The following is a 23751-nucleotide window of genomic DNA, read 5'->3' as shown; positions in this document are numbered from 1 at the left end:
AGCCCGGCCATGGGACTCGGAAGCACGGCCAAGAAGGTCCAGAAGCTCGCGGATCTGGCCGAGAAGATGTACAAGCGGATCAACCACATGGTCGAGCAGCTTCAGGACCTTCGGGGGACGGTCGACGAGACGGGGGCACGTGTCGAGGAGATCGAACGGGAGCTCGAACAGCACCGCACGCTGCTGGAGGCGATCGCCGAGGAGCACGATATCGACGTCGACAGTGCCGTCACCGACGCCGTCATTCAGGACGCCGAAGGGGCGGACCCGAGCGGCGACGCGGCAGCGCCGGACGACCCGGACACTGCCGGAACGCCGTCGGAGACCACCGAAGACGCCGACTAACCGAGCGCCCGGCTGGGCCGTCGTGTCACTGACTCATACGGTTCATTGTAGTTGCTTACCGGTGATCGTCGCCACGGAGTAGACGATCACCGGCAAATCGCTACAATAATCCGTATCACCGCAGCCGCTCGTGCTCGACTTTGAGACACCGATCCTGGACGACCCGTAGCCCCGCGTCCTCGGCTCGCCTCGCGGCGTCGTCGTCACGGATTCCCAACTGGGTCCACAGCACGCGCACGTCCTCGCGGTCGAGCGTCTCGTCGACGATACCGGCCACCTCCTCGCTCGGCCGGAACACGTCGACGATGTCGACCGTCGCCGCCACGTCGGACAGCGAATCGTACGCGCGTTCTCCGAGGATCTCGTCGGCGAAGGGGTTGACCGGAACGATACGGTAGCCCTGTGATTGCAGATACGCCGGCACGTCGTGGGCCGGTTTCCCGCTCGTCGTCGAACAGCCGACGACGGCGATCGTGTCGTGGTCGAGGATCTCCCGGAGCGTGTCGTCAGAGTCGACGGGCATACTGACATCTACCGACGGCGTCGGCAAAAGCGTGCTGTCGATCCTGTCGTCTGGGCCCACCTCTGCCAGCGGTGGGCGTCCTACGGGTTCGCCGACTCGGCCTCGGTCGGGAGATCGACGGCGACGATGCCGCTCTCGTCGAGTTCGACCGTCCCGTCGAACAGCTGCTCGATCGTGTGTAGCGTCTGTTCGTCGTGAGCGGTAGACTCGATGACGTGGACGCCGACCGCGTCGACGTCGTCGACACGGCTCGTGATCGCGTGCATGAACTCGAAGACCGTCTGTAGCGTCGCGTACATCAGCAGCGTCGACAGCGAATCGACCATCACGCGGTTGCGCTCCCGGCCGAGGTCGCCGTAGAAGTACTCGATGAAGTTCGAGAACCCCAGCCCGATCCCCGTCATGTCGACCGGCGACGTCGCGTACTTGACCGTCAGCGTGTCGGTCGTCGACCGCCCGACGTGCTCGGTGACACAGTCGACGATCCCGATCGCTCGCGCTTCGTCCTCGTCGTCGAACCCGAACTGCCTGGCGACCCGCCGGGCGCTGTCACGCGTCGTGATCACGATCGCCCCCTGGTCGGCGTCGAGCCCGTGGGCGAGAATCTGTCGAGCCAGGCGGCGCTTTCCCGTCAACGGCGGCCCCTTCACGAGGATGTTCGTCCCCGGTGCAACCATCTGTCCGTCCAGTTGTTCCCCCAGATCGTACATCGGTAGTCGTCCGTGTGCGACGCTAGCCAGGCGTGCACAGATACGGTAGCCCATGCTTCCCGTTCAACAGTTATTGCTTTTCGGGATTCGGCAGCAATCGTGGGACGCGAACACGTAACCCGGTGCCCGCGAACCGGGGAGTTTAAACCGGGACGCCCTCATAGCAATCAGTACAGGGCGCTTAGCTCAGCCTGGACAGAGTACGTGGCTTCGGACCACGTTGCCGGGGGTTCAAATCCCTCAGCGCTCGTTCCCTTTTCGAACGATTCGAATCCGACAGACAGCGGTGGGTTGTTTATAAACCGACTGGTGATATCGAGCTACAGTTCGTTCGATCATCGAACGATTCTGCGCTCAGATCTCGACGAGCAAGCCACGCTGGAGCACTCACATGGTGAGTCGGCGGATGAAGCGAACGTGGTGGGAGTGGCAGTGGTGTGCATCGATCAGATGGTGAGGATGTCGTCGGCGTCGGGATCGTGGTAGTCGGGATACATTTCGAGGAGTTTGTAGGCGGCGACGGACTCCAGACGACCGTTGCCGAGCACGCGGAACTCCTCAGGTGGGTGGACGCCCATTCTGATGAAGCAATCTCGGATCTGGCATTTGAGGTGATGATCCAGATAGGCGCGGAACTGGTCGAGCGAGTGGGGATCGATCGGCGGCAGTTCGATGAGGGTGTCTGGCTCGCGGTCGTGTGGGTCCTGGTCGGGCTCGGTGTCGTGTTGGACACCGCTCTCGTCGAGATACGTCGCGTACAGGGAGGAGGCTCCGTCGATGTAGACGCTGTCGTCGAGACTCACATCCTCGTCGTCTGCGAGGTCAGCGAGATCTTCGCCGAAGGCTTCCCAGTCGTCGCGTTGGTCGCCAGTGAGTTCGTCGACGATCGTTTCGAGAAGCGAGTCCTCGGAGAGGTCGAGTCCGTGGGCGTGAGCGAGCCCCTCCGCCTGCTGTGCGAGGTCGGTGTCGAGTGGGTTGACACCGAGATAGACGCGCTGGCGGTAGAGGATGTCCTCGGTGGCGGCTGCGGGCTCGGGGATCACGCGGTCGGTGGTGGTGTCGTGGTAACTCTGCATCTGCTGGTGAAGATCACCGAACAGCGCCTCGAACTCGTCGTCGGAGAGCTCCTGAAGAGCTAGCCGAACGGCATCGATGCGTTCGGGGTGATCGACGGGTGGTACGGTATCGTAGCCGCGTTCCAGGTAGACGTAGTATCGGGCGAACTTGCGGGCTTGCTCGCTGTACTCGTTTTCCTCTGGCGTGCGTTTGGCTGCCTTGTCGTGGTAGGCGTCGCACTCGTGACCATCTATTTCGCCATCGAAACGCACTCCAATTTTATGCTCAGCCTCAGTATTATCGATGACCAAGACACCGAACCCATCGTCGGTTTCTTTCTTGATTTCTGCCTGCATGGTTAGAAGTCTGTTTTGCTGCTTGCACCGTGGTCTGCTCCACCGAGCATCTCCTCGATGTTGTTTTCGACGAATTGTTCGAGACCCTGCTTTGCGCTGCCGGCCATACTGCTGATAGCTTCGGGGCCTTTCTCGTAGGCTTGGTCGGTGGCCATCTTGGTGACGTCACCGGCGACACCTTTGGCGATTTCCTGGCCGACGGCGGCACCGCCGATGGTACCGACGCCGGGCATGATGGCCGTGCCGGCAGCGGCTCCGAGGAGGCCACCGACGGCACCGACGGTCCCTTTGGTGGCAGCTTTGCTGGCTTTGTTGGCCATCGACGGCTCGGCGGTGGCTGCTTCGAGGGCCCCGACGCGCTCGCTGAGTTGCTCGATCTCTTGGGCGAGTGCCTCGGGGTCTGCTGGCACGCCTTCGTTCTGCTCGTCGCTGTCCAGGACATCGAGGTTGAGTGGGTCGACGTCGTAGCCCAGATACGTGCCGTCATCGCCGACGGAGAGGCGCTGGACGTGGACGTCGGTGCCCATGCGGTTGATGGCGTCGGCGGCCTGGGTGGTCGTCCGAACAGTACCATGTCGACACCCACCCATTCGTGATCACCCGAATAGCAGATTGGAGTCGTCGTCGGCCATGTGGAACCGCGGATACAGATCGTAGTGGTCGTAGCGGCGGGCGTAGATGAACTTCCCGAAGCCGACCGTCTGGAAGGGTTCGGGTGGCATGAGACCCATTCCGGCGAAGCAATCTCGAACCTGACTCCGGAGATGGTGATCGAGCCACGCCCGGAATTCGTCGAGAGAGCCAGGATCTGCCGGCAGCAGTTCGATCCTGGCGTCGGCCTCGCGGTCGAGCGGGTCCTCGGCCTCTTGGACTTCGTGTTCGCCAGCGGCGCTGGGATAGCCAACGTGAATACCCGACACGGAGTTGATCGCCAGGGGTACGTCGCCGTCGGTGATGTCGAGGAGGTGGTCGCCGACGGCATCCCAGTCTGCGAGGTCGCTTTCGGTGGCGTCGGTGACTGTCTGCATGCCGTCCTCGAAGTCGAGGCCATGGGCCTCGGCGAGTGCTTTGACTTGATCGACGATCGACTCGTCTTCGACGTCGACGCCGAGATACACATCGAGTTCGTAGACGATGGCGTCGTCTGCGCGAGCGCCGGCGGGAATGTCGACGAGGCGGTCCGTGCTGGAGTTATGGTGGCTCTGGAGTTGCTGATAGAGCGCACCGAAGTACTGCTGGAATTCGTCATCGGAGAGGGCGGCAATAGCCTCCCGGACCGCGTTCACGTAGTCGGGGTTTTTTGTGTGGTCGATCGTATCATATCCCCGCTCGCGGTAGACATAGAATTTGGCGAATCGCCTGGCCTGGTTGACGTGCTCGTTTTCGTCTTCCGTCCGTCTTGCCGCCTTGTCCGAGTAGCCCTCTTGTTCGTGGTACGAGATGTCCTTACTATTATATTTGATTTCGATCCAGTGTTCGATGTTGTTATTATCGACTACTTCTAACCCACAACCTTCGTCGTCTTCTCCTTCTATAGATGCTTGCATATTTTTCACCTCATTTGTACTCAGCACTGCCCTGGCCAGTATTCCTGCCCTCTTTGAGTTCCTTGTACATCTGGGACATTTCCCGGTACATTTTGGCCATGTCCTGGGCCTGACTGCCAGGAAGGTGGTCCGAGGCGTATTCGACGCCCTGTTTGGTGAGGTCGGTGGCCATGCCACTGAGGGCACCGATACCGGCGCCGACGAGCGTCCCGGCCGGCCCACCGAAGGCGGTACCGACGGCTGCACCGACGAGGGCACCGCCAGCGCCTTTGGTTGCGGTCGTAGCCAAGTCACGCATGCCGGGTGTCCCGGGCGCTCCTGGCTGGGCTTCGGTCAACGTCTCCATGACGTGTTCCTGGTTTTGCTTGAGCTGTTCGACCTCCTTGGCGAGTGCCTCGGGCTCGGCGGGTACATTGTACTCGGCGCCGTCTTCCTCGCTGCCGAAGAGTCCACCGCCTGGCATCACCGGCATGATTCCACCGAACCGCTGGACGTGGACGTCGGTGCCCATGCGGTTGATGGTCACTGGCCCGTCTTGCATGGCCTCTCTGGCGGCCTCGTCGGCCTCTTGCTCCAGTTTGGGATCTGGGTCGATCTCCAAATCTGCATTCGGCTTGGGTTTCATCGAGAGTGGGGCGCCGCCGTTCTGTTGTGTGACGTGGGCGAGTTCGTGGGCCAGCAGGTGTTGGCCCTCCGCTGACTGGGGGTCGTACTCGCCGCTGTTGAAGACGATGGAGTTGCCGCAGGTGAAGGCTTTGGCGTCGATGGCGTCGGCGGCCTGGGCGGCCTTGCCGCCGGTGTGGATCCGGACGTTGCCGAAGTCGGCGTCCATGCGGTCTTCGAGTGAGCGCTGGATGGGCAACTCGAGTGGCATGCCGCCGCTGCCGATGACGTCGAGCACCTGGTCGGGGACCTCGTCCTGGGTGGTGCCGGTGTCTTGCATCGCGCGCTGGGGCGGGTCGTCAGTGAGGCCCACTGCTGTATCCGAGGGTATACTGGTGCTCGTCACACACTCGGACTGCATGCGAACTAGGTTTAATTCCACAGGCATTCAGTCTGTCGATGAAAAACTCATTTCGTCCCTTTCAGTGTCTATGGCCGCGAAATACTGTACTGTTACTGGATAACGGCGCCGTGGTCGCCATCTCGGAGGTGGAACTGTGGATACAGATCGTAGTGATCGTACCGACGAGCGTAGATGAACTTCCCGAAGCCGACGACTTTGTACGGTTCGGGGGGCATGAGGCCCATGCCAGCGAAGCAATCGCGCACCTGACAGCGCAGATGGTGGTCGAGATACTGGCGGAACGCTTCGAACGAGCCCGGTTCAGCTGGCATCAGTTCCAGCCGTGCGTCAGGCTCTCTGTCGAGTGGCCGCTCGGCCCACACGACTTCGTGTTCGCCACGGGCGTTCGGGAAACCGACGTGAATCCCAGAGACAGCACTGATGTCCAGTTCGAGATCGTCCTCGTCGGCGAGGTCCGTCAGGTGGTCGCCGAATTCCGCCCACTGGTCGAGTTGGTCGTCATCGACCGCTGCAGCCGTTTTCGTGGTCGAGCCGTCGTCGTAGTTCAGGCTGTGTGCCTGAGCGAGTGATCGGGCCTGTTCGGTGAGGCCACTGTCGTCGATATCGACACCGAGACAGATATCGAGTTTGTAGACGACTGCGTCGGGTTTCTGGACGCCTGCCGGAAGGTCGACGGGGCGATCGATGTTCTCGTGGTGGCTGCGCAATTGGGTGTGGAGTGGTCCGAAGAGATCCTCGAACTCCTCGTCGGACAGCGTGTGGATTGCGCGGCGGACTGCATCGACGTAATCGGGGTTCTCGATGTGCTCGACGGTGTCGTACCCGTGCTTGCGATACACGTGGAATTTGGCGAACCGTCGGGCCTGATTCACGCATTCGTTCTCGTCTTCAGTACGTTTCGATGCGTTATCTGGATATCCTTCTTGATGATGGGCATACACACCGCCGTCCCTCTCAATCTGTATTTCGTGTTCAACACCGTTGTTGTCAACAACGGTCACTCCGGTTACAACGTCGTCTTCACCGTATATTTCGACATTCATTTCTATAAGTCTCGCAATGAGTTCTGTCCGGTGTCCTTTCGCTCTTTCATTTCCTTGTACATCTGAGACATCTCCTGGTACATCTGTTGGAGCTTGGCCGGCGTGCCGTCGGGAGCGTTGTCGGCGAGGACGCCGATGCCTTCTTTGGTCAGGTCACTGGCAGCACCTGACACTGCAGCGCCGACCGCAGCACCGACGGCGGTGCCTGCACCAGGAAGGACTGAGCCACCGAGAGCGCCGAGTGCGGCCCCAGCACCGGCACCGGCAAGCGAGCCATAGATCCCCTTTGTTGCTGCTTCGGTCCAGTCTCCGTCTGCTGGTGCCCCGGGTTTGGCTTCGGTCAACGTCTCCATGACGTGTTCCTGGTTTTGCTTGAGCTGTTCGACCTCCTTAGCGAGTGCTTCGGGGTCGGCCGCAACTCCGCCGTCGCTGTCGGTGCCAAATCGCTCGGCGGCTTGCTGGCGGGCCTGATCGAGTTTGTCGGCCTCTGGCAGCCGCTGGACGTGGACGTCGGTACCCATGCGGTTGATGGTCACTGGCCCGTCTTGCATGGCCTCTTTGGCGGCTTCATCGGCCTCTTGCTCGAGTTTGGGATCGGGATCGATTTTGAGGTCGGCGTTGGCCTTGGGCTTCATCGAGAGTGGGGCGCCGCCGTTCTGTTGTGTGACGTGGGCGAGTTCGTGGGCGAGCAGGTGCTGGCCCTCCGCCGACTGGGGGTCGTACTCGCCTGAGTTGAAGACGATCGAGTTGCCGCAGGTGAAGGCTTTGTCGTCGATGGCGTCGGCGGCCTGGGCGGCCTTGCCGCCGGTGTGGATCCGGACGTTGCCGAAGTCGGCGTCCATGCGGTCTTCGAGTGAGCGCTGGATGGGCAACTCGAGTGGCATGCCGCCGCTGCCGATGACGTCGAGCACCTGGTCGGGGACCTCGTCCTGGGTGGTGCCGGTGTCTTGCATCGCGCGCTGGATGTTGCGCTGGCGTCGGCGCCTGTTCTGTTCGGCCCTGGGGACGTGGTCGATGGTCGGCTCGGAGAAGGTGCCCGCGTTCAGCGGGTTGGACTGCTTGGCGGTCCGCTGGACGTCAGCGACGGTCCGCTGGGACCGCTCGGCGTCGGTCTCGTCGGACTGCTTCGAGCGGTCCTCACGCCGTTTCCGTCCCATCTACCGCCCCTCCACTCCGCGGTCGAGCGAACGTGCCGTGAACATCTTTGTATTGTACCCTTCCGCTAGCAGGTTCTTATTTGTTTCTGTCAGACATTTCTGGCGCGAAACTGATCGGCCCCACAGTCGCCGATCTCGCACTGTCCTCACGACACCGGACGCAAGCGTAACGGACCGTCACTGCGCGTTCGATCGGACGGGGACAGTCCGACCAGAGACTACTCGCTGGGACTGCTCCGATCGGTGTCCGTCTCGTCGGTGTCGATTTCTTCCAGTCCCGCGTCACCCAGGAGTGCATTCGTCTCCTCGGACTCGCTGGCCTCGGCCTCGTTCATCACAGGCACGGCCGCCGCGCCACCGGTCAGTGCGTCGGTCTGGTCCGCCGACTCCGACGCTTCCTCCTCGTGTTCCGTCTCCTCCGCCTGCTCCGCTTCGTGTGACTGCCGCCGCTCGTCGGCTTTTTCCTCCGACTCCGTCACGTAGGTCGTCCGATTGGCCTGTTTCTTCTCGCTCATGCGTCGCCCTCGCTGGTTCGGTCGTCGACGACTGTGGTGTCACTACCGTCCATATTTGCACATCTTCTCACTCAATTATAATGCTTGCCCTCTTGTAATGACTCGGCCGTGGCGAAAACGACAATTTATTATCGAATCGAGGGCCATCGGAACTATGTACGATCACGGTGGCGAGCACCTCCGTGCCGAGTTCGACCGGATCCGCGCCGTGCTCGAGCGTGCACGCGCTATCGAGGGTGCCAGCGAGGAGGAGGTGGTGTCGCCGACGCGATTGAACGCCTTCGCCGGCGAAGCGACCTCGATCGACGAGGCCGACGAGTCGGTCGACATCGATGCCCGCGCCGAAGAGATCGCGACAGCAGTCGAGGCCAGCCATGAGGAAGACGTCTCGTTGTCGTTCGACACGTTATCTCGAGCCTTCGATCTTTCGCGCGCGGAGCGAGATGCGCTCCTGGTCGTTCTCGGACCGGAGATCGATCGCTCGATAACGAAGGTGTACGGTGAGATCTGTGGCGCGGACACCGCGATGCTGCCGTCGGTCGAACTCGTCGAGACTGTCCTCGCTGTCGCCGGGCACGGAGCGACGGAGACGAACAGTGCATCGTCCCGGGCGCTCGCACCGACCGGTCCGCTGTTCGAATACGACATCCTCACACGAGCAGCTCGGAAATCCAGCCAGCCAGCGAGCTACGACGTGCTGTCTGTCGACGACCGGATCGTCGACTTTCTCCGGGGGTGCGACGCGCTCGGCTCCGCACTCCGTGATCTCGTGACGCTCGAACGTCACGACCGCACACTCTCGGATATGGTCTTCGACGAACAGACGACGGCGACGCTCGAGGCCATTCGCGACCGACTCACGGACCGAACTGACCCGTCGCTCGTCTTCCTCGCAGGCGAGGACGGCACCGGAAAAGACCGACTCCCAGGTGCACTCACCGACGGACCGCTCCTCACCGCCCCAGCGGCGGAGGTCGTTCGCTCGGACGAGCTACTGACTCGCCTCCTCCGCGAAGCCAGGCTTCGCGACGTGCCGGTCCACATCGACGGTATCGAGGCCGTCACTGACATCGACGAGCCGACCGCATCGACAGCCGACGACGAGCAAGCGGCGGAGTCTGCGGACGTCCGTTCTGTCGACGACATCGTCCAGCGACTCGACGACGCCCCGTCACACGTTTTCGTCGGATCTAGCACCGCGTGGACACCGGACGTCGCCCTCGAAACCCATCACGTCGAGACCTGCCTGTGTCCGTTCCCGGACGACGCGGTTCGCGAACGGGTCTGGGACGAGTACGCTGACGAGTTCGTCGACGAACAGCTCGTCTCCCACGTTGCGACGAACTTCCGTCTCCCCCAGCGCGACATCAGACGTGCCGCCCGACTTGCACGGTACTTCTCCCGACGGGGGGTAGAGGGGCATACGCCCGAGGAGGCCACAGCAAAGCACACGTCGGCCGATGCACCCGACGCGTTCGCCCCCATCGAGAGCGGACTGACCAGCGGGCACCTCTACGAGGCCTGCAAGCGCTACTCGGCGAGTACTCTGGGGACGCTGGCCGAACCGATCGACCCAGGCTACGCCTGGGAGGACCTCGCGCTCGCCGATCGGCAAGCGTCTCACTTACGACAACTCTGTGGCCACCTCCAGTACCGCGGGGCGGTCACGAGCGAGTGGGGCTTCGGCGAACCCGGGAGTCGCGGTGACGGCGTCGTCGCGCTGTTCTACGGTCAGCCAGGCACCGGGAAGACGATGGCCGCGGAGGTCATCGCCAACGAGACGGGACTCGACCTCTACCGGGTCGACCTCTCACAGATCATCAACAAGTACGTCGGTGAGACCGAGAGCCGGCTGGCGACTATTCTGGACGAAGCAGAACGATCCAACGCGATCTTGCTGTTCGACGAGGCAGACGCCATCTTTGGAGAGCGAGCGGACGTCAACGACGCCACTGATCGGTACGCTAATATGGAGATCAACTTCTTGCTGCAACGCCTGGAGTCGTTCGACGGCATCCTCCTGTTGACGACGAACAAACGCTCGGGCATCGACTCGGCGTTCAAACGGCGGATCCAGCACTCTATCGCCTTCGAGAAACCGCAAGAACGTGTGCGCCAAACGCTCTGGCGGGACGCTTTCCCCCCGGATGCGAACGTCGCGACTGATGGCTTCGACTACGAGTTCCTCAGCGAAATCACGACCACGCCGGCACTCATCCGGAAAGTTGCGAAGTACGCTGCGTACATCGCGGCAACGGAAGCACACGACGGACGCCCGCTCGAGGCAGAACGAACGGAGCTCTCGAACGTGACGATCACCTTCGACCACGTCGTCCGCGCACTGCAGTACGCCCGGGAAGCCGGCGGCGCTGGCTTTCAGGTCGAGTTCGGAGCCTACAGCGACAAACGCCGACAGTATGGGACAGACACGACGGATCGAGACTGGCGAACCGAACTCAGACGAGCGAATGCGAGTACGACTGCCGAGATTGAGACGGACTCACCTGGGGACGGTCACGACGAGACCGACACAGATCGCTGACCGGACTGCCTGTCCGCGAGTCGGCTAGCCCATGTCCAGGCGGTCATCGCTTGCGTCCCCGTCGCTACCACCAGATCCTTTTTCGACGCCGAGATCGCGCTCTTCGACTTCCGTCAACAGCGTTTCCTGTGTCGACGGTATTTTCACCGGACGCACGACGTACGATGCACAGGGGTGCAGCGGCGGATCGGAGAACGACCCCCACAGCTCGGTCAATTCTAACGGATCACGCTCTTCGAGTGTGATCGTTATTCCTTCGTCCTGGAATTCACCGGGGAGTTCTTCCGAACTGATCGTTTCGGCATCGTAGAAGGTTTGCATCGCCTTGCCCAGCAACTCGTGCTGGAACATGATACCTTCTGTCTCGTTTTCGGCCTTGGCGTCGGGGAACGCTATTACCAGATATCGAAGCTCGACCGACAGGTCAGCCTTCTCACGCGTTGTCCCGGAGTACTGCGTTCGGTCTGTATTGAGTGCTCCTGAACTCGTGACGTTGTAGAGGTAGACGATCAGCTGGACATCGGATTCTTCGTCGATAGCTGTCGGCGGGATAGCCTGGATCTGGTCGTCGTTCAGTTTGGACTCGTCGTCGGGTTGTGCGAGCCGGATTCTGAGCAACCGGAGCAATAGCGTCGTCGTCAACCGTATCGACGCGGACGATGTGACCACTGCTATCTCTCCATGTGCTCCCGTCGGCCGGTGGCTCTCGGGTACATTTTTGGGATATGTCTCTCGTACATCGACATATTATATACTATCTAATTGAAATATTTTTATCTTCCGATATTGCAGCAAATGACTGTATACTGGGAATGGTCGGCGTCGCTTCCAACAGATTCGACCGTCTACACTGGGCATACTGCTAACAGCCGTCCTCGCCTGTAGAGCGGTCTGCTTCTCGGAGACTACCCACACGTGCATGTTGCATTCGACCGAAGAAGGTGGCGCCTGGCGGTCGACGTTACTCCGGTAAGCCGGAGATGGTCTCGAAGCCCTGGTATGTCAACTCGATCGACTCGATCGTTATCTGATTGTTTCCGCCCACGAGGTCCGGGCCCTGCCACTTCGTCGGGTACGCGTCGGTGAACTCCCAGCCCCAGACACTGTCGCCTTGGTAGCTCTCCTGTAGTTTGATGACGACGTCACGCCGAGATATCTTCCCGCTCATGACGTCTTGTACCCACTTCCACAGCGTCGTGTCTTCGGTCATCCCTCGCTGTAATACGAGATTCGCGTGTGCCATCGTGCCTGGGAGCGTGTGAACGTGGTCGTTCACGCCACCCTCCTGATACTGTGTCGTATCGAGTTGCATATTCAGCCCCGACACCTCCGAAAAGCCGGCGACAGCTTCGCCATCGATTTGCACTTCGAAGGTGTACTGCGAGTAGGGCGTATTGTCGTCTGTATACTGTGTCATGCTTGTCTGCTCCTGAAACGAGGGCTACAGGTCCTCGAGCGAGTTCGAGAGGACCGTCCCCTCGCTGTCGTCGAGGATACTGCCCTGGTTGGGCTCGTTTCGTGACGGCGCTTCACCGTCGTTCATTCGGTCGTTGATCGCGCTGATCTCCTCGCACCACTTGTGTCGTTCCCAGTGTGGGAGTTCGAGGACTTCGTTGTGGCTCCAGCCGAAGTGATAGGCGACGAACGCGACCTCCTCGAAGAGAGTATCGCGGTCGTACAGCTGAATCACTCGGTCAGATTTCCCGTCGGCATCTCACCTGAATCCGTATCATCTGGCTCGATACCCATGGTCTCTGATTCCTCGTTGTCCTGTCCTGCGATCGCCGTCGGGGGCTGTTCCGTGTCGGCTGGCACTGTCATCCCCGACTCGACGTCGACCTCGAAGGCGTTCCCACAGTCGGGACAGCCACTTTCGACAGTGTTCGTGCCGTGATTGTTGACCCGCTCGTACATCGCCTGCAGGTACTCGAGATCGTTGACGAAGAGGTCTTCGATGACGCTCTTATCGACCGTCTCGAGTGTTCCCAGCTCCGTCACAACGCGTGACAACAACGCGATCGTCAGGTACGACTGGTTCGATTGCACCTTCGGGTCCTGCAGCGGTTGGATCTCGTCTGCTGCCGTTGCCAACCGCATCCGCCCCTCCTTGTGGAGCGTCCCGTCGTCACCGACGTAACCCTGTGGGAGCGTGAACTCGAACTCTGTTTGGAGTGCTTGGTCTGTCATTTCTGATCCGCCTCTCGATATTCGATCGTGATCGTATCGACGTGACCTGATCCGCTGTGAGTGTGCAGATACCCTTCACTGTCGCGGTGATATTGGTCGCCGTCCGGCGACCGTTCCAGGGTGTAGACGAGCGATGGGCTCAGGTCCGTATTGCTCATAGCGTTTTCCGTTCCATCTCCTCGAACTCGACAGTGAACGTCTCCACGGCGACTGCTTCTGCACCACTGCCGGCCTGCGCGTTGAGCGTGGGCGGCTCGTACTTTTTGACCCACGCGTTCGTGAATTCGTACCGGAGGACCGACTCACCGTCCTGCTTCTGCAGGACGACCGCGATGTTCTTGCGTGCGTCGTTTGCTTTTCCGTCCTCGACGGCCTGGATCCAGTCGTCGATTCTGTCGTTGTCCTCGTCCGCTCCGCGAGCGAGGACGAGTGGGGAGTACTGGGTGTCACCGAACAGCTTTCGCGCGTGCTTGTCGTCCGCTCCTTCGCGGTACGCTTTCGTATCGGTTTCCTGGGTCGGCAGTTTGACTTCAAGGAAGCCAGGGATGTCGACGCCGTCGAGTTCTACTTTGAATTCAGTGCTCGGGAGAGGTCCGTGTTCTGGCATGTGTATGTGGTGGTTTGTCGTGTGTTCAGTTGGCGTGCGATACTATCAGGCTTCACCAGTGTCTTGGGCAATCCGGAAGACGACGAACTCCGCCGGTTTGACCGGCGCGATACCGACTTCGACGATCAGTCGACCGTTGTCGATATCTTCCTGCGTCATGGTATCCTCGCCACAGCGGACGAAGAAGGCTTCGTCCTGTGTGGCTCCCTGGAGGCCGCCCTCGCGCCAGACAGTCTTCAAGAAGTTCTCTGTGGACTGTCGGATCCGTGCCCACAGATCCTTGTCGTTCGGTTCGAAGACCGCCCACTGGGTTCCCTGCTCGAGAGACTGCTCGATGTACAGGAAGAGTCGCCGGACGTTGAGATACTTCCACTCTGGGTCGCTCGAACACGTTCGTGCGCCCCAGACGCGGATCCCACGTCCCTGGAAACTTCGGATGCAGTTGATTCCTTTGGGATTGAGAATGTCCTGCTCGCCTTTCGTGATGTCGTGTTGGAGCCCGACAATCCCGCGCATGGGCTCGTTGGCCGGCGCTTTGTGGACACCGTGCTCGATGTCACTCCGGGAATAGATGCCAGCAATGTGGCCACCTGGAGGGGCGAGCTTCTCGCGATTTGTCACCGGGTCGAGGACCTTGATCCACGGATAGTAGTACGCCGCGTACGAGGAATCGACCGGCGTTTCCATATCCTGGACCGGACTAGGGGTTTGTTCGGACTGGAGGATCGCGAACCGATCTCCTTTGTTCTCGCAGTGCGCGACGAGTGAATCTGTCAGTCCCTGGACATTCTTTTCGTCCGGTGCACAGACAATCGATATCTCGTCGATGGCTTCGAAGGCTGCGAGTCCGGTACGGAGGCCGGGCTTGTCCACGCCTTCGTAATCGCTCAGGGTGACTTCGTCGGATTCGCTTTCCTCACCAGTTTCAGACGGTAGCTCGGCAACGATTTCAACATCGACATCTTTGTCACCCTCGCGGATCTCCTTCAGTTCTTCTACGAACTCTTCGGAGGAGGGATCTGCCTCAATATTGATCGGCTCGGCGAGCGCTTCGAGCTCGTCTTCGTCCAGGGAATCGAGTTCCTCTGGAATGTGCACGACGTCTTCTTCGGCTTCAACGACGCCACCGTCCGTCATCAATTCGGCGTCGTCGTTACTGAGCCAAACGAGCCCATCTTTCGGTCGTCCCTCTGCCAGGAATTCGACGTTGATCAGCACCGAGCTTGCCAGTTGTTTCTCGTAGAACTGGCTCGACTGTGGGTCGGCCGTCACACCGTCGAACACCTCTTCGACTTCCGGGCTCGGCTCGGGCCGGTCGGAAGCGGGTTTCATAATCTCGTTGCGGTCACAGGACCAATACCGAACGACGATATCGAACTGGCCCGGCTGTTGCCCGTCGCTGACGAGCACCGCAACGTTCGATCCCCATTCACCTGGTCCGTTCGCCTCGATTTCCAGAACCTCGTTTTTGTCTTCGTCGATGAGGGTTCGGGTGGCGACATCGTTCGGGTCCGCTGCCGTCACTCGCGCGACGAAACAACGGCTTCCGCCGTTCTTGAAGAAGCCGTTGACAGCGACATCCAAATCTGATCCTTTCGGACTCGACCCGTAGGTTCGTTCGAACTGGTTGTAGCTCGTTACCAGTTGCGGTTCAACTGGACCACGAACAGTCTCTCCGAGGAAGCCGGCTGTACTGGTTCCGACCCCCTCTACAGACTTGCTTCCAGTGCTTTCTTCTTCGACATAGACGCCTGGTGCTTGATACTCTGGCATTCATCTCCTCCTTCTGATCCGCTACGGTATGCATCTTTGCACAACACATAAAAATAAATTCCGGTCTATTCTACATTATTTGACGTGGGTAAGTATACTGATAAAGGACGCTACAATCAGTGAGCATCCCTCTCACTCCCGCTCGTCAGACGATGCCACCCGATCGTTACGCGTCGGGCGTCACACCGACCAGTGGGTCGAGCGAGTCTGCGGTTTCGCACATTTGATTGTCCGCTTCGATCAGGTCAAGTAGCTCGATGTCTGACTCGACGGCCGACTGGAGCTTGGACACCGCGAACAGGTATCGCTCCAGTGACTCGTCGGTGACGTACCCCTCGAGGAGATCGCCGATTCTGATCAGGTGCTCGAGTATTTCGATGAGTTGGCGCCGGTAGGCTGCTTCCATGTCCGATTCCTCGATGATTTCGTCGCTCGACATCTGCGCTGTCTCACGTGCGATCCGGCTCGCGTCCCCGCTGAATTTTTCGACGCGATCACTCAGTTCTGCGAAGAACCGTGCTCGATCCTTGACCGTCTTGCGCAGCGTGTATTGGACGAATGTGTCTCGTTCGGCTCGCAGTTCCGAGATGGTCCCTTCGATAGCGTCCATTCGTTGGTTCAACGTCTCGATGTCGTCTGGCTGGGGATCTACTGGCTCGTGGATCGGCGTCTCGTGGGGGTTGTCCGTGTCAGCGAGGTGGTGGACGACCAGGTCGTACAGCATCTGGTGGTCGTAGACGTACTGGCGCCTGGGGGCGTCAGATGCCTCGATCCAACTCCCGTCGTGACTCCGCTCGTACCCTCCGAGGTACACTGCTGAGTCTCGCTCTCCCGTCGCTCCTGTCCGACGCTTTTTGTGGTACTGGTCTGCTAGTTCCCCCATCAACTCCTGTGGGTCGTTCGTGTCCAGATCGAGTTCCGAGTAATCGAAGGCACCTCCCGACCTGTTTCGCTCTGGGGCTGTCTCACGATGCGTGAGCTCGAACGTTTCGGCGAGACGGTTCGGCACTGCGTCCTCCTCGACCGCGCCATCCGTGTCCGGGACTGGAACCATCTCGATTGGCACTTCGTCGTACTGGATGAACAGATAGAGTTCGTCAGCAGAGGCGGCAGGTAGTGTCCGCGTCGTGGCCTTCTCGACGACGATTGGCCGGCCACGCCCGTCGAGTGCCAGCCCCGAATCGACCGTCACTTCCAGTCCGTCGCTCGTCGTTGCGACGGATTCGACCTCCAGTCCGTGAACGATACCCATTCCCTCGGTGTATTGGTTCAGTGTCTGGAAGCGTTCGTTCTGATACTCCCGCGTACTCTCCATGATCCGGGGAGTCATCAGCTTCCCTTTGAAAAACCGGTTTTTGGTAAATTGAGAGAGCCCTTGACTCTCTCTCGGAACGTCTGTGTTTTTCCGGCTCATGCTCTCTCGGATACTACGATTAAATTATCCCTGGACAATAAGCAATTCGATTACAGATGTCTCCCGAGTGCCGTTTGTCAGGTGCTCGTTTCGACGACGGCTTCTCGGGAAGACTGTCCGTCTGGATGCAGCGACAGGTCACCGCTGCTGACCACATCCAGGACCTGGTCTGGCACCTCGTCCTGGCTGGTGGCGGTCTTTCTCCTCACACAGTTGGGTGACGCCTCATACGGAAAGTTGTAGCTGCGTACCGGTGAGCGTCGTCACGGGGTAGACACTCATCGGTAAATTCCTACAACCCTCCGTATCAGGCGGGCTCCCAGGACTGGATGGTGGCCTCGCTGGACCAGTAATCGTCGTAGAGGTCACAGAACTTCTGGGCCTGGAAGCCGTCGTAGCTGCCCCAGCCCTGCGCCTGGAACGCAGCGGGTGGTGTCAGGCCCATCAACAGGAATCGATCGCGGATCTGGTAGGCCATGTTCGAGACGACGTAGTGCTGGAAAGAGTCGATCTCGGTGGGATCGAACGCCATCAGTTCGACCCGCGCGTCGGGGTCGCGGTCAAGTGGGTCCTCACCACGAGACACCTGTTCGTTTCCGAGTCCGTCGTTGTGGATGACGTGCATGCCAGAGACTGCCTCGATGTCGAAATTCAGGGTGTCCATTTCCGAGGCCGATAGCGTCGTTGGGTCGGCGATTTCCGCCGAATCAGACTGGCCCTCGAAGCGCGCGCGGAACTGGTCGAGCACCGGCGGGTCGAATTCCGTCGGGTCTGGCTGGAGGTAGAGGTCTTTCTGGTAGATGATCGCGTCGTCCGGGTCGGCGTTCGGGAACGGAAGCTTGATCGGCGAGCCGTCGTAGTGGCACCGGAGTTGCGCCGCTACGTCTCTGAAGTGTTGCTCGAACATCGCTTCGGACAACTGGGCGAGTGCGAGCAATCCCGCGAGGATGCTGTCCGGATTTTCGGCCCGTGGGAGGGTGTCGTAGCCACGTTCGCGGTAGACGTGCCACTTCGCGTACTGGCGAGCCTGACTTCCGTATTCCGTCTCTTCGCGTGTTCGGCCAGATGGTTTGTCTGCATAATCCTCCTGAAGATGTCCGTTTATTTCGCCATCATACAAGACCCCGATCTTATGTTTAGTTCTGTTATTATCGTATACAGTTACTCCAAACCCGTTATCGGTTTCTTTCTCGATCTCCGCTTTCATCAGTAATCGACCTCCTCGGTCTTCTCGCCACCCTCCCAGGTACTTTGACGGATTTCCCGCTCGGTCTGCTCGGCACGGTCTGCGAGGCTGCCAGTAGTCTGTTGCCAGATCTGCTTGATGTCCTCCCAGCTAGAGATCTCTCCTTGGCGGACGCGCGCGACAGCCTGGGTACCAATCTCATCAGTATCGACGTCCTTGGCGGCCGCGGCGGTTTCAGAGGCGGCGATGAAGGCGCCCAGCGATGTCACTGACAGCAGTCCTTTGACCGTGTTCCAGGCGACGTCGTCCCACTTGTTGGTATCGACGTTGCCGTCGAGTGCCTGGCGCTGGTCGTCGGTGAGGGCCACGTCCTCCAAGTCTGCATCGATGCTCTGGGTCAGCTCCTCGATTTCGGCCTTGAGATCGGCCTCTGAGGGGTATCGATTGGCGAGTTCCTGCATCCCGCGGCTCCCGTCCTGGAGTTCCCGCTTGGTGTCTAAGCTCGTCTCTGCGTCTTGCTTGGCGATGACGTCGGTGGCGACTTCGGTGAGATAGCTCAACTGAAGCTGATTGTGGTTTTCTCGATGCTCGCTCAGGCCGGTATCGTCTTGCAGTTCGGCCTCGAATAGCGCCATCGCCTCGAACACCTCGTCTTCGGCCAGGCGCTGAACGTGCACGTCGGTACCCATTCGGCTGACCGTCAGTGGCTCGTCGCCACTCAACGCTTCTTTGGCAGCCTGATCGGCGTCGCGTTCGAGTTGCGGATCTGGATCGATCTCCAAATCCGCCCCCTGCTGGGGCATCATGGAGAGTGGCGCGCCGCCGTTCTGTTGCTCGACGTGGGCGAGTTCGTGGGCGAGCAGGAACTGGCCTTCAGTACTCTCGGGATCGTACTCGCCGGAGTTGAAGACGATCGAATTGCCGCAGGTGAAGGCTTTGGCGTCGATGGCGTCGGCGGCCTCGGCGGCTTTCGCGCCAGTGTGGATGCGAACGTCGGAGAAGTCTGCGTCCATGCGGTCCTCAAGTAAGTCCTGGACGGAGCGTTCGAGTGGCATCCCGCCGGAGCCCACGACGTCCAGGACCTGGTCTGGGACCTCGTCCTGGCTGGTGCCGGTCTCTTGCATCGCCCGCTGGATGTTGCGCTGGCGGTGGCTGACGGCTGTGGCGGCGGCGATGGGGCTTATTTCCATCCCTGGGAACTCGGTCTCCGTCGGTCGAACGTGCACGGTCACTTGTTTTCACACACCAGCCAATGGTTCACGGAACTTTCGGTTCCCACGACTCGATCGTCGCGGTCGCGTCCCAGTAGTTCTCGTACTGCGGGCAGAACTTCTGTTCGTGGAACGAGCGATATTTCCCCCAGCCTGCTTTTCTAAACGCCACCGGCGGTTTCACGCCCATCCGCAGGAAGCAATCTCTGATCTGGTAGGCAAGGTGAGAGACGACGTAGTGGTGGAACGAGCCGATCTCGGCGGGATCGAACGGCACGAGTTCGATCGTAGCGTCGGGTTTTCTGTCTAGTGGATCCTCGCCACGGTGTGTCTGTTCGGTGCCCAGCCCGTCGGTGTGGAGATAGTGCATCGGCGACACTGCCTCGATCTCGGCTTCGAGGTCGTCGAATTCGCTGGTGTCGAGGGTGTCCTTCGCTGGCATCACCGGGGAGTCCGACTCACCGTCGAAGTGGCCCAGATACTGTTCGAGCAATGGTGGCTCGTAGCCGGTCGGATCCGGCTGCACGTAGACATCTTTCCGGTAGACGATGACGTCGTCGGGATCGGCGTCGGGGAACGGCAGGTCGACGGTCGAGCCGTCGTAGTGACTCTCGATCTGGCGCTGGAGGTCGCCGAAGTGCTCGTCGAATTCTGCTTCTGACAGTCGTGGCGAGAGCGAGGAGGCTGGCGAGGATTCGATCGGGGTTGTTGCCGGCGTCGAGCGTGTCGTAGCCTCGCTCGCGGTAGACGTGCCACTTGGCAAACCGACGGGCCTGGCTTACGTGCTCGTTGCCGGCGTCAGTCCGCTTGGATACATTGTCTGGGTAGCCGTCTTGTTCGTGGTACGTGATCTCGCCGTCAAAATCAACAGAGATCAAATTCTCAACATCATTGTTATCAATAATGCTGAGGGCCAACACCACCTTCATCTTCTCCGGTGATCATTGCATCCATGAATTATTCCTCCCGACTTTTGACTCGCTCAGGACGGTTGCCCTCGCCAGTACCAAATTCGGCGAGGACCTGCTCTTTGACTTGCGCGAGCCGGTTCGGTAGTGGGCCGTCGGTCTGCTCCCAGAACTGGCGGAGTGCGGTCTCACCGATCTCGAAGGTGGCGATGAGCGCACCCATTCCTGGAATCAGCGAGACCAGCCCTTTCGCGGCCGTCCAGCCGAGTTCGGTGAGGAACTCGCCGCCGTCGAAGTCGTCGAGTTTCTCGCGTTGCTCGTCGGTGAGGGCGATCTGTTGGGCGCCCTCCTGGAGATGCTCGTACAGTTCGGCGATGCGGTCGCCGATCGACTCTTTGGCGTCTTCGAGTGCAGAGGCGCGTTCTTGGTCACCGGCGGCACGCGCGTCCAGGATCGCCTCCTCCTGGTGGGCCAGCGCCTCCTGGTGGGTGCCGATGTTGTCGATGGCCCCTCGAGTTCGTCTTCGATAAAGTCGATGCGGTTCTGGTTCTGTGACTGCTGGAACGAGCCGCCGACGCCCCAGTTCGGCCTCGAATAGCGCCATCGCCTCGAACACCTCGTCTTCGGCCAGGCGCTGAACGTGCACGTCGGTACCCATTCGGCTGACCGTCAGTGGCTCGTCGCGCCCTCAACGCTTCTTTGGCAGCCTGATCGGCGTTCGCTCCAGTTGCGGTCTGGATCGATCTCCAAATCCGCCCCTTGCTGGGGCATCATGGAGAGTGGCGCGCCGCCGTTTTGCTGTTTGACGTGCGCGAGTCTCGTGGGCGAGCAGGAACTGGCCTTCAGTACTCTCGGGATCGTACTCGCCGCTGTTGAAGACGATCGAATTGCCGCAGGTGAAGGCTTTGGCGTCGATGGCGTCGGCGGCCTCGGCGGCCTTGGCGCCGGTGTGGATGCGAACGTCGGAGAAGTCGGCATCCATGCGGTCCTCAAGTGAGTCCTGGACGGAGCGTTCGAGTGGCATGCCGCCGGAGCCGACGACATCCAGGACCTGGTCTGGGACCTCGTCCTGTGAGGTGCCGGTGTCTTGCATCGCGCGCTGGATGTTTTGATTATGCTGTGTGACGCTGGGAGTGTTTAGAGACCGCTGGTGCGATTGAGGACGATCTAGCATTGTTGGCGAGAACAGTCGACAGTTCGACAGTAGCGAGAGAGTCACTGTGGTCGGAGAGTGAATGCGCGGCGGAGACGGGTATTATTTTCGTTCGGCCACTGCAGTTGCAATTTTGGCCATCTCTTTGCCTTTTTCGCCAAATCCGTAGTCGTAGTCGAGTGTGTAGTCGGGGACGTCCGCATGGAAGGCGTGGTATGAGTGATATGGACGTTCCTCGCGGAGATAGCGAGTCGTTCCGTCGTACAGGCCGGGACCCAGGACGCGATACGCTTCGGGCGGCTCCTCGCCGCGAAGCAAGTGACAATCTCGGATCTGGCAGTCGAGGTGGTAGGCGAAAAAGTCTTGTGCGGCCTCCAGTGACGGGAGATAGTTCGGCGGGAGTTGGAGTTGAGCGTCCGGGTCACGGTTGAAGGGCTTGTCACCGAACTGGTACTGACGCTCGCGATCGTCGGCAAGATAGAGGAAGTGAATGCCCGATACCGCCTCGATCTGGTCTCGGTCATCGAGATAGACGTCGAGCAAGTACAGGCGGAAGTCGTCGTCCTCGATAGCATCTGGCTCTGGAACTGGTGGCTCCACGCCCGGCAACCGACCGTTGATCTGGTTAAAGTACGTGCCGAAGTGGTCTTGGAAGTCCTCTGCAGAGAGGGTCTCGATGGCTTGTTTCACCCGGTCCATCGCTGCTTGGTCGTGCTCAAATGGCAGCACGTCATGTTTGGTTTTCTGGGCAACGTGATACTTAGCGTACCGTCGTGCCTGGTTCACGTGTTCGTCTTCGACCGGAGTCCGTTCTGCTGCTTTGTCCGGGTAGCCGTCCTGTTCGTGATACGCTATTTCACCACTGGCGATCTCAATGGTAATGTTATGTTCGTTGTTATTGTTATCAGTCACATATATCTTCAAATATTCTCCGTCTTCGCCGTCAATAGTTGCCTCCATTATGAATCACCACCCTGATACGGGTCGTCGCCCTCGCCAGTATCGTCGCTGGTGAGTTTGTCGTAGCCCTGTCTGACGGCGACAGCGGTCAGGAGGGCCCCGAAGTAAATAACGATGTTTTCGATCAGTGCACCGCCTTGTGCTCCGATTGTATCTGTTTCAGTGGCTAACATCTCTGCGAGGGTATGATAATCGGTTCCGGACTCGACAGCTTTGTACAGGAGACCGGCCACACCCAGGTCAATCCCGCCATCTGTGAGGATTTCCTTTAGCGTACTTTCTTCGGGGATGTCGCCCTGAAGATCGGAAATAAGCTCTTCAACTGTGTTGCCAAACTCTTCGATGAGCTGTCTGTGTTTCTGGACGACTTCTGTTTGTTGCTGCGAGAGATCGAGGGAGTCTATGTCTGCGTCGTCTGAGACCGTGAGAGACATCCCGTCGTCGATAGGTGTCTGTGTTTGCTCAGTTATCGTCGTTCCATCACCCGTCGACGTCACCGACACGCCCATCTCGTCACCTAACTCACTGATTTGCTGGGCAAGGTCTTCCAATTCTTCGACCTTGCTCTGTAATTCCTCGATTTTCTCCGGGTCAGTATCTAACGCGTCTATCTCTCCCCCATTGTCGAGGAATCGCTCCTGAGCGTCCGTCGATGCCACGTAGTCCGTGAATTTGGGTGCCCGCTGGACGTGCACGTCGGTCCCCAGTCGATTGACGGTCAGCGGCTCCTCACCAGACAGCGCCTCTTCGGCTGCCCGATCTGCATCCCGCTCGAGTTGCGGATCCGGATCGATTTCGAGATCCGCATTCTCTTGGGGCATCATCGACAGCGGCGCGCCGCCGTTTTGCTGCTTGACGTGCGCGAGTTCGTGCGCTAAGAGAAACTGGCCTTCCGGCGAGGAGGGATCGTACTCGCCGGAGTTGAAGACGATGGAATTGCCGCAGGTGAAGGCTTTGGCGTCGATGGCGTCGGCGGCTTCGGCGGCCTTGGCGCCAGTGTGGATGCGAACGTCGGAGAAATCGGCGTCCATGCGATCTTCGAGTGAGTCCTGGACGGAGCGTTCGAGTGGCATCCCGCCCGAGCCCACGACATCCAGGACTTGGTCCGGGACCTCGTCCTGGCTGGTGCCAGTGCCTTGCATCGCCCGCTGGATGTTGCTCTGGCGTTGCTGGTTGGCCTGCTCTCTGGGGGTCTTGGTCGGGACGATATCGCCCTGCTCGGGCGAGAGTGTGGCGTCGGCCAGCAGCGGATCCCGGCCGGTCGCCTGCCGCGTGGCCGACTCGCTGCGCTGGACGGTGCGAGTGGCACCGTCGGCCCGCTCCCGCTCGGCGTCGGCGTCGTCCTTCGAGCGACCTTTGCGGTTGGCCTTCCGTTTCCCAGCCATCTACTCATCACCCGCCGCGACCGTGACTCGGTGGCTCGCCTCGGGACCGTTCATTACTTCACCGTTCAAACCGCTGTATGATAATGGTTTCTCTCTGAATATTTCGATCGCCTGGCATCAGTCCGTCCGCGAGTGGCTGGGTCGGG

The 23751-nt window shown here is 60.1% G+C and carries 25 protein-coding genes, 1 tRNA gene and 1 pseudogene; 3 read left to right on the top strand and 24 right to left on the bottom strand.

The genetic code is table 11. From position 1 onward, the window contains the following. The first annotated feature begins 9 nt into the window (after window positions 1-9). Complete coding sequence (locus HALKA_RS0116495) at window positions 10-345, top strand: DUF5798 family protein (RefSeq protein WP_018259042.1); 336 nt, start codon at window positions 10-12, stop codon at window positions 343-345. Window positions 346-460: 115 nt separating this feature from the next. Here HALKA_RS0116495 and HALKA_RS0116490 read toward each other — a convergent pair whose 3' ends face one another. Continuing rightward, a complete protein-coding gene (locus HALKA_RS0116490; RefSeq protein WP_018259041.1) occupies window positions 461-868 on the bottom strand; it encodes a CoA-binding protein in 408 nt (135 codons plus the stop codon). 80 nt (window positions 869-948) lie between these two features. Beyond that, a complete protein-coding gene (locus HALKA_RS0116485; protein WP_026190387.1) occupies window positions 949-1578 on the bottom strand; it encodes an RAD55 family ATPase in 630 nt (209 codons plus the stop codon). Window positions 1579-1753: 175 nt separating this feature from the next. On the opposite strand from HALKA_RS0116485, the gene HALKA_RS0116480 reads away from it, so the two are divergent. Beyond that, a tRNA-Arg gene (locus HALKA_RS0116480) sits at window positions 1754-1828 on the top strand. 196 nt (window positions 1829-2024) lie between these two features. Here the strand turns inward: HALKA_RS0116480 and HALKA_RS0116475 are convergent. The 7 genes from HALKA_RS0116475 to HALKA_RS0116445 all read right to left on the bottom strand — a co-directional run bounded on the left by HALKA_RS0116475 (window position 2025) and on the right by HALKA_RS0116445 (window position 8279). Next, the gene (locus HALKA_RS0116475; RefSeq protein WP_018259039.1) at window positions 2025-2906 is read right to left on the bottom strand and encodes a DUF7958 family protein; all 882 of its coding nucleotides are present in this window, start codon (window positions 2904-2906) and stop codon (window positions 2025-2027) included. 86 nt (window positions 2907-2992) lie between these two features. Next, the gene (locus tag HALKA_RS0116470) at window positions 2993-3580 is read right to left on the bottom strand and encodes a hypothetical protein (RefSeq protein WP_018259038.1); all 588 of its coding nucleotides are present in this window, start codon (window positions 3578-3580) and stop codon (window positions 2993-2995) included. A gap of 6 nt (window positions 3581-3586) precedes the next feature. Next, entirely contained in the window at window positions 3587-4537 is a 951-nt protein-coding gene (locus HALKA_RS0116465; protein WP_026190385.1) for a DUF7958 family protein, read from the bottom strand. Window positions 4538-4547: 10 nt separating this feature from the next. Next, window positions 4548-5480, bottom strand: coding sequence for an eCIS core domain-containing protein (locus HALKA_RS0116460; protein WP_044956832.1), 933 nt, complete (start codon window positions 5478-5480; stop codon window positions 4548-4550). A 173-nt stretch (window positions 5481-5653) separates the two neighbouring features. Then, complete coding sequence (locus HALKA_RS0116455) at window positions 5654-6436, bottom strand: DUF7958 family protein (RefSeq protein ID WP_018259034.1); 783 nt, start codon at window positions 6434-6436, stop codon at window positions 5654-5656. A 173-nt stretch (window positions 6437-6609) separates the two neighbouring features. Next, the gene (locus tag HALKA_RS0116450; RefSeq protein ID WP_018259033.1) at window positions 6610-7764 is read right to left on the bottom strand and encodes an eCIS core domain-containing protein; all 1155 of its coding nucleotides are present in this window, start codon (window positions 7762-7764) and stop codon (window positions 6610-6612) included. Window positions 7765-7982: 218 nt separating this feature from the next. After that, entirely contained in the window at window positions 7983-8279 is a 297-nt protein-coding gene (locus HALKA_RS0116445; RefSeq protein WP_018259032.1) for a hypothetical protein, read from the bottom strand. Between the two features lie 154 nt (window positions 8280-8433). Between HALKA_RS0116445 and HALKA_RS0116440 the strand changes: the two genes are divergently transcribed. Next, entirely contained in the window at window positions 8434-10821 is a 2388-nt protein-coding gene (locus tag HALKA_RS0116440; protein ID WP_018259031.1) for an ATP-binding protein, read from the top strand. Between the two features lie 24 nt (window positions 10822-10845). Here the strand turns inward: HALKA_RS0116440 and HALKA_RS0116435 are convergent, their stop codons facing one another. The 15 genes and pseudogenes from HALKA_RS0116435 to HALKA_RS22045 form a co-directional block, all read right to left on the bottom strand. Continuing rightward, a complete protein-coding gene (locus HALKA_RS0116435) occupies window positions 10846-11448 on the bottom strand; it encodes a Pvc16 family protein (protein WP_169333111.1) in 603 nt (200 codons plus the stop codon). A gap of 334 nt (window positions 11449-11782) precedes the next feature. Then, window positions 11783-12238, bottom strand: a complete 456-nt coding sequence (locus HALKA_RS0116430) for a CIS5 family contractile injection system inner tube adaptor (RefSeq protein ID WP_018259029.1) — start codon at window positions 12236-12238, stop codon at window positions 11783-11785. Window positions 12239-12262: 24 nt separating this feature from the next. Continuing rightward, window positions 12263-12511, bottom strand: coding sequence for a DUF6760 family protein (locus HALKA_RS0116425; RefSeq protein WP_018259028.1), 249 nt, complete (start codon window positions 12509-12511; stop codon window positions 12263-12265). Further along, the gene (locus HALKA_RS0116420; protein ID WP_018259027.1) at window positions 12508-13008 is read right to left on the bottom strand and encodes a hypothetical protein; all 501 of its coding nucleotides are present in this window, start codon (window positions 13006-13008) and stop codon (window positions 12508-12510) included. Before HALKA_RS0116420 ends, HALKA_RS0116425 begins: the two co-directional genes overlap by 4 nt. Beyond that, a complete protein-coding gene (locus HALKA_RS21135; protein WP_018259026.1) occupies window positions 13005-13166 on the bottom strand; it encodes a hypothetical protein in 162 nt (53 codons plus the stop codon). Before HALKA_RS21135 ends, HALKA_RS0116420 begins: the two co-directional genes overlap by 4 nt. Further along, window positions 13163-13615, bottom strand: a complete 453-nt coding sequence (locus HALKA_RS0116410) for a CIS1 family contractile injection system inner tube protein (protein ID WP_018259025.1) — start codon at window positions 13613-13615, stop codon at window positions 13163-13165. Before HALKA_RS0116410 ends, HALKA_RS21135 begins: the two co-directional genes overlap by 4 nt. Window positions 13616-13660: 45 nt before the next feature. Continuing rightward, window positions 13661-15388, bottom strand: coding sequence for a phage tail sheath family protein (locus tag HALKA_RS0116405; protein WP_026190381.1), 1728 nt, complete (start codon window positions 15386-15388; stop codon window positions 13661-13663). 166 nt (window positions 15389-15554) lie between these two features. Further along, window positions 15555-16703 carry a CIS13 family contractile injection system protein gene (locus HALKA_RS0116400; protein WP_018259023.1) on the bottom strand — a complete coding sequence of 383 codons (1149 nt, stop codon included), beginning with the start codon at window positions 16701-16703 and terminating at the stop codon, window positions 15555-15557. 176 nt (window positions 16704-16879) lie between these two features. Further along, complete coding sequence (locus tag HALKA_RS22200) at window positions 16880-17011, bottom strand: hypothetical protein (RefSeq protein WP_281170704.1); 132 nt, start codon at window positions 17009-17011, stop codon at window positions 16880-16882. 98 nt (window positions 17012-17109) lie between these two features. Next, entirely contained in the window at window positions 17110-18009 is a 900-nt protein-coding gene (locus HALKA_RS0116395; RefSeq protein ID WP_026190379.1) for a DUF7958 family protein, read from the bottom strand. Continuing rightward, complete coding sequence (locus tag HALKA_RS0116390; protein ID WP_245545434.1) at window positions 18009-19220, bottom strand: eCIS core domain-containing protein; 1212 nt, start codon at window positions 19218-19220, stop codon at window positions 18009-18011. The genes HALKA_RS0116395 and HALKA_RS0116390 overlap by 1 nt, the downstream gene beginning before the upstream one ends. A 25-nt stretch (window positions 19221-19245) precedes the next feature. After that, a complete protein-coding gene (locus tag HALKA_RS19785; RefSeq protein WP_245545433.1) occupies window positions 19246-19962 on the bottom strand; it encodes a DUF7958 family protein in 717 nt (238 codons plus the stop codon). 769 nt (window positions 19963-20731) lie between these two features. Beyond that, window positions 20732-21281, bottom strand: a pseudogene (locus HALKA_RS20540) (eCIS core domain-containing protein); the annotation flags it as partial. Window positions 21282-21362: 81 nt separating this feature from the next. Continuing rightward, complete coding sequence (locus HALKA_RS0116375) at window positions 21363-22220, bottom strand: DUF7958 family protein (RefSeq protein ID WP_018259016.1); 858 nt, start codon at window positions 22218-22220, stop codon at window positions 21363-21365. Next, window positions 22220-23605 carry an eCIS core domain-containing protein gene (locus HALKA_RS22045; protein ID WP_018259015.1) on the bottom strand — a complete coding sequence of 462 codons (1386 nt, stop codon included), beginning with the start codon at window positions 23603-23605 and terminating at the stop codon, window positions 22220-22222. Before HALKA_RS22045 ends, HALKA_RS0116375 begins: the two co-directional genes overlap by 1 nt. Window positions 23606-23751: the final 146 nt, after the last annotated feature.

It is taken from the genome of Halomicrobium katesii DSM 19301, assembly GCF_000379085.1.
GTDB lineage: Archaea > Halobacteriota > Halobacteria > Halobacteriales > Haloarculaceae > Halomicrobium > Halomicrobium katesii.
Note: the sequence above shows the minus strand (reverse complement) of the source record. Positions and strands in the feature narration are given on the sequence as shown.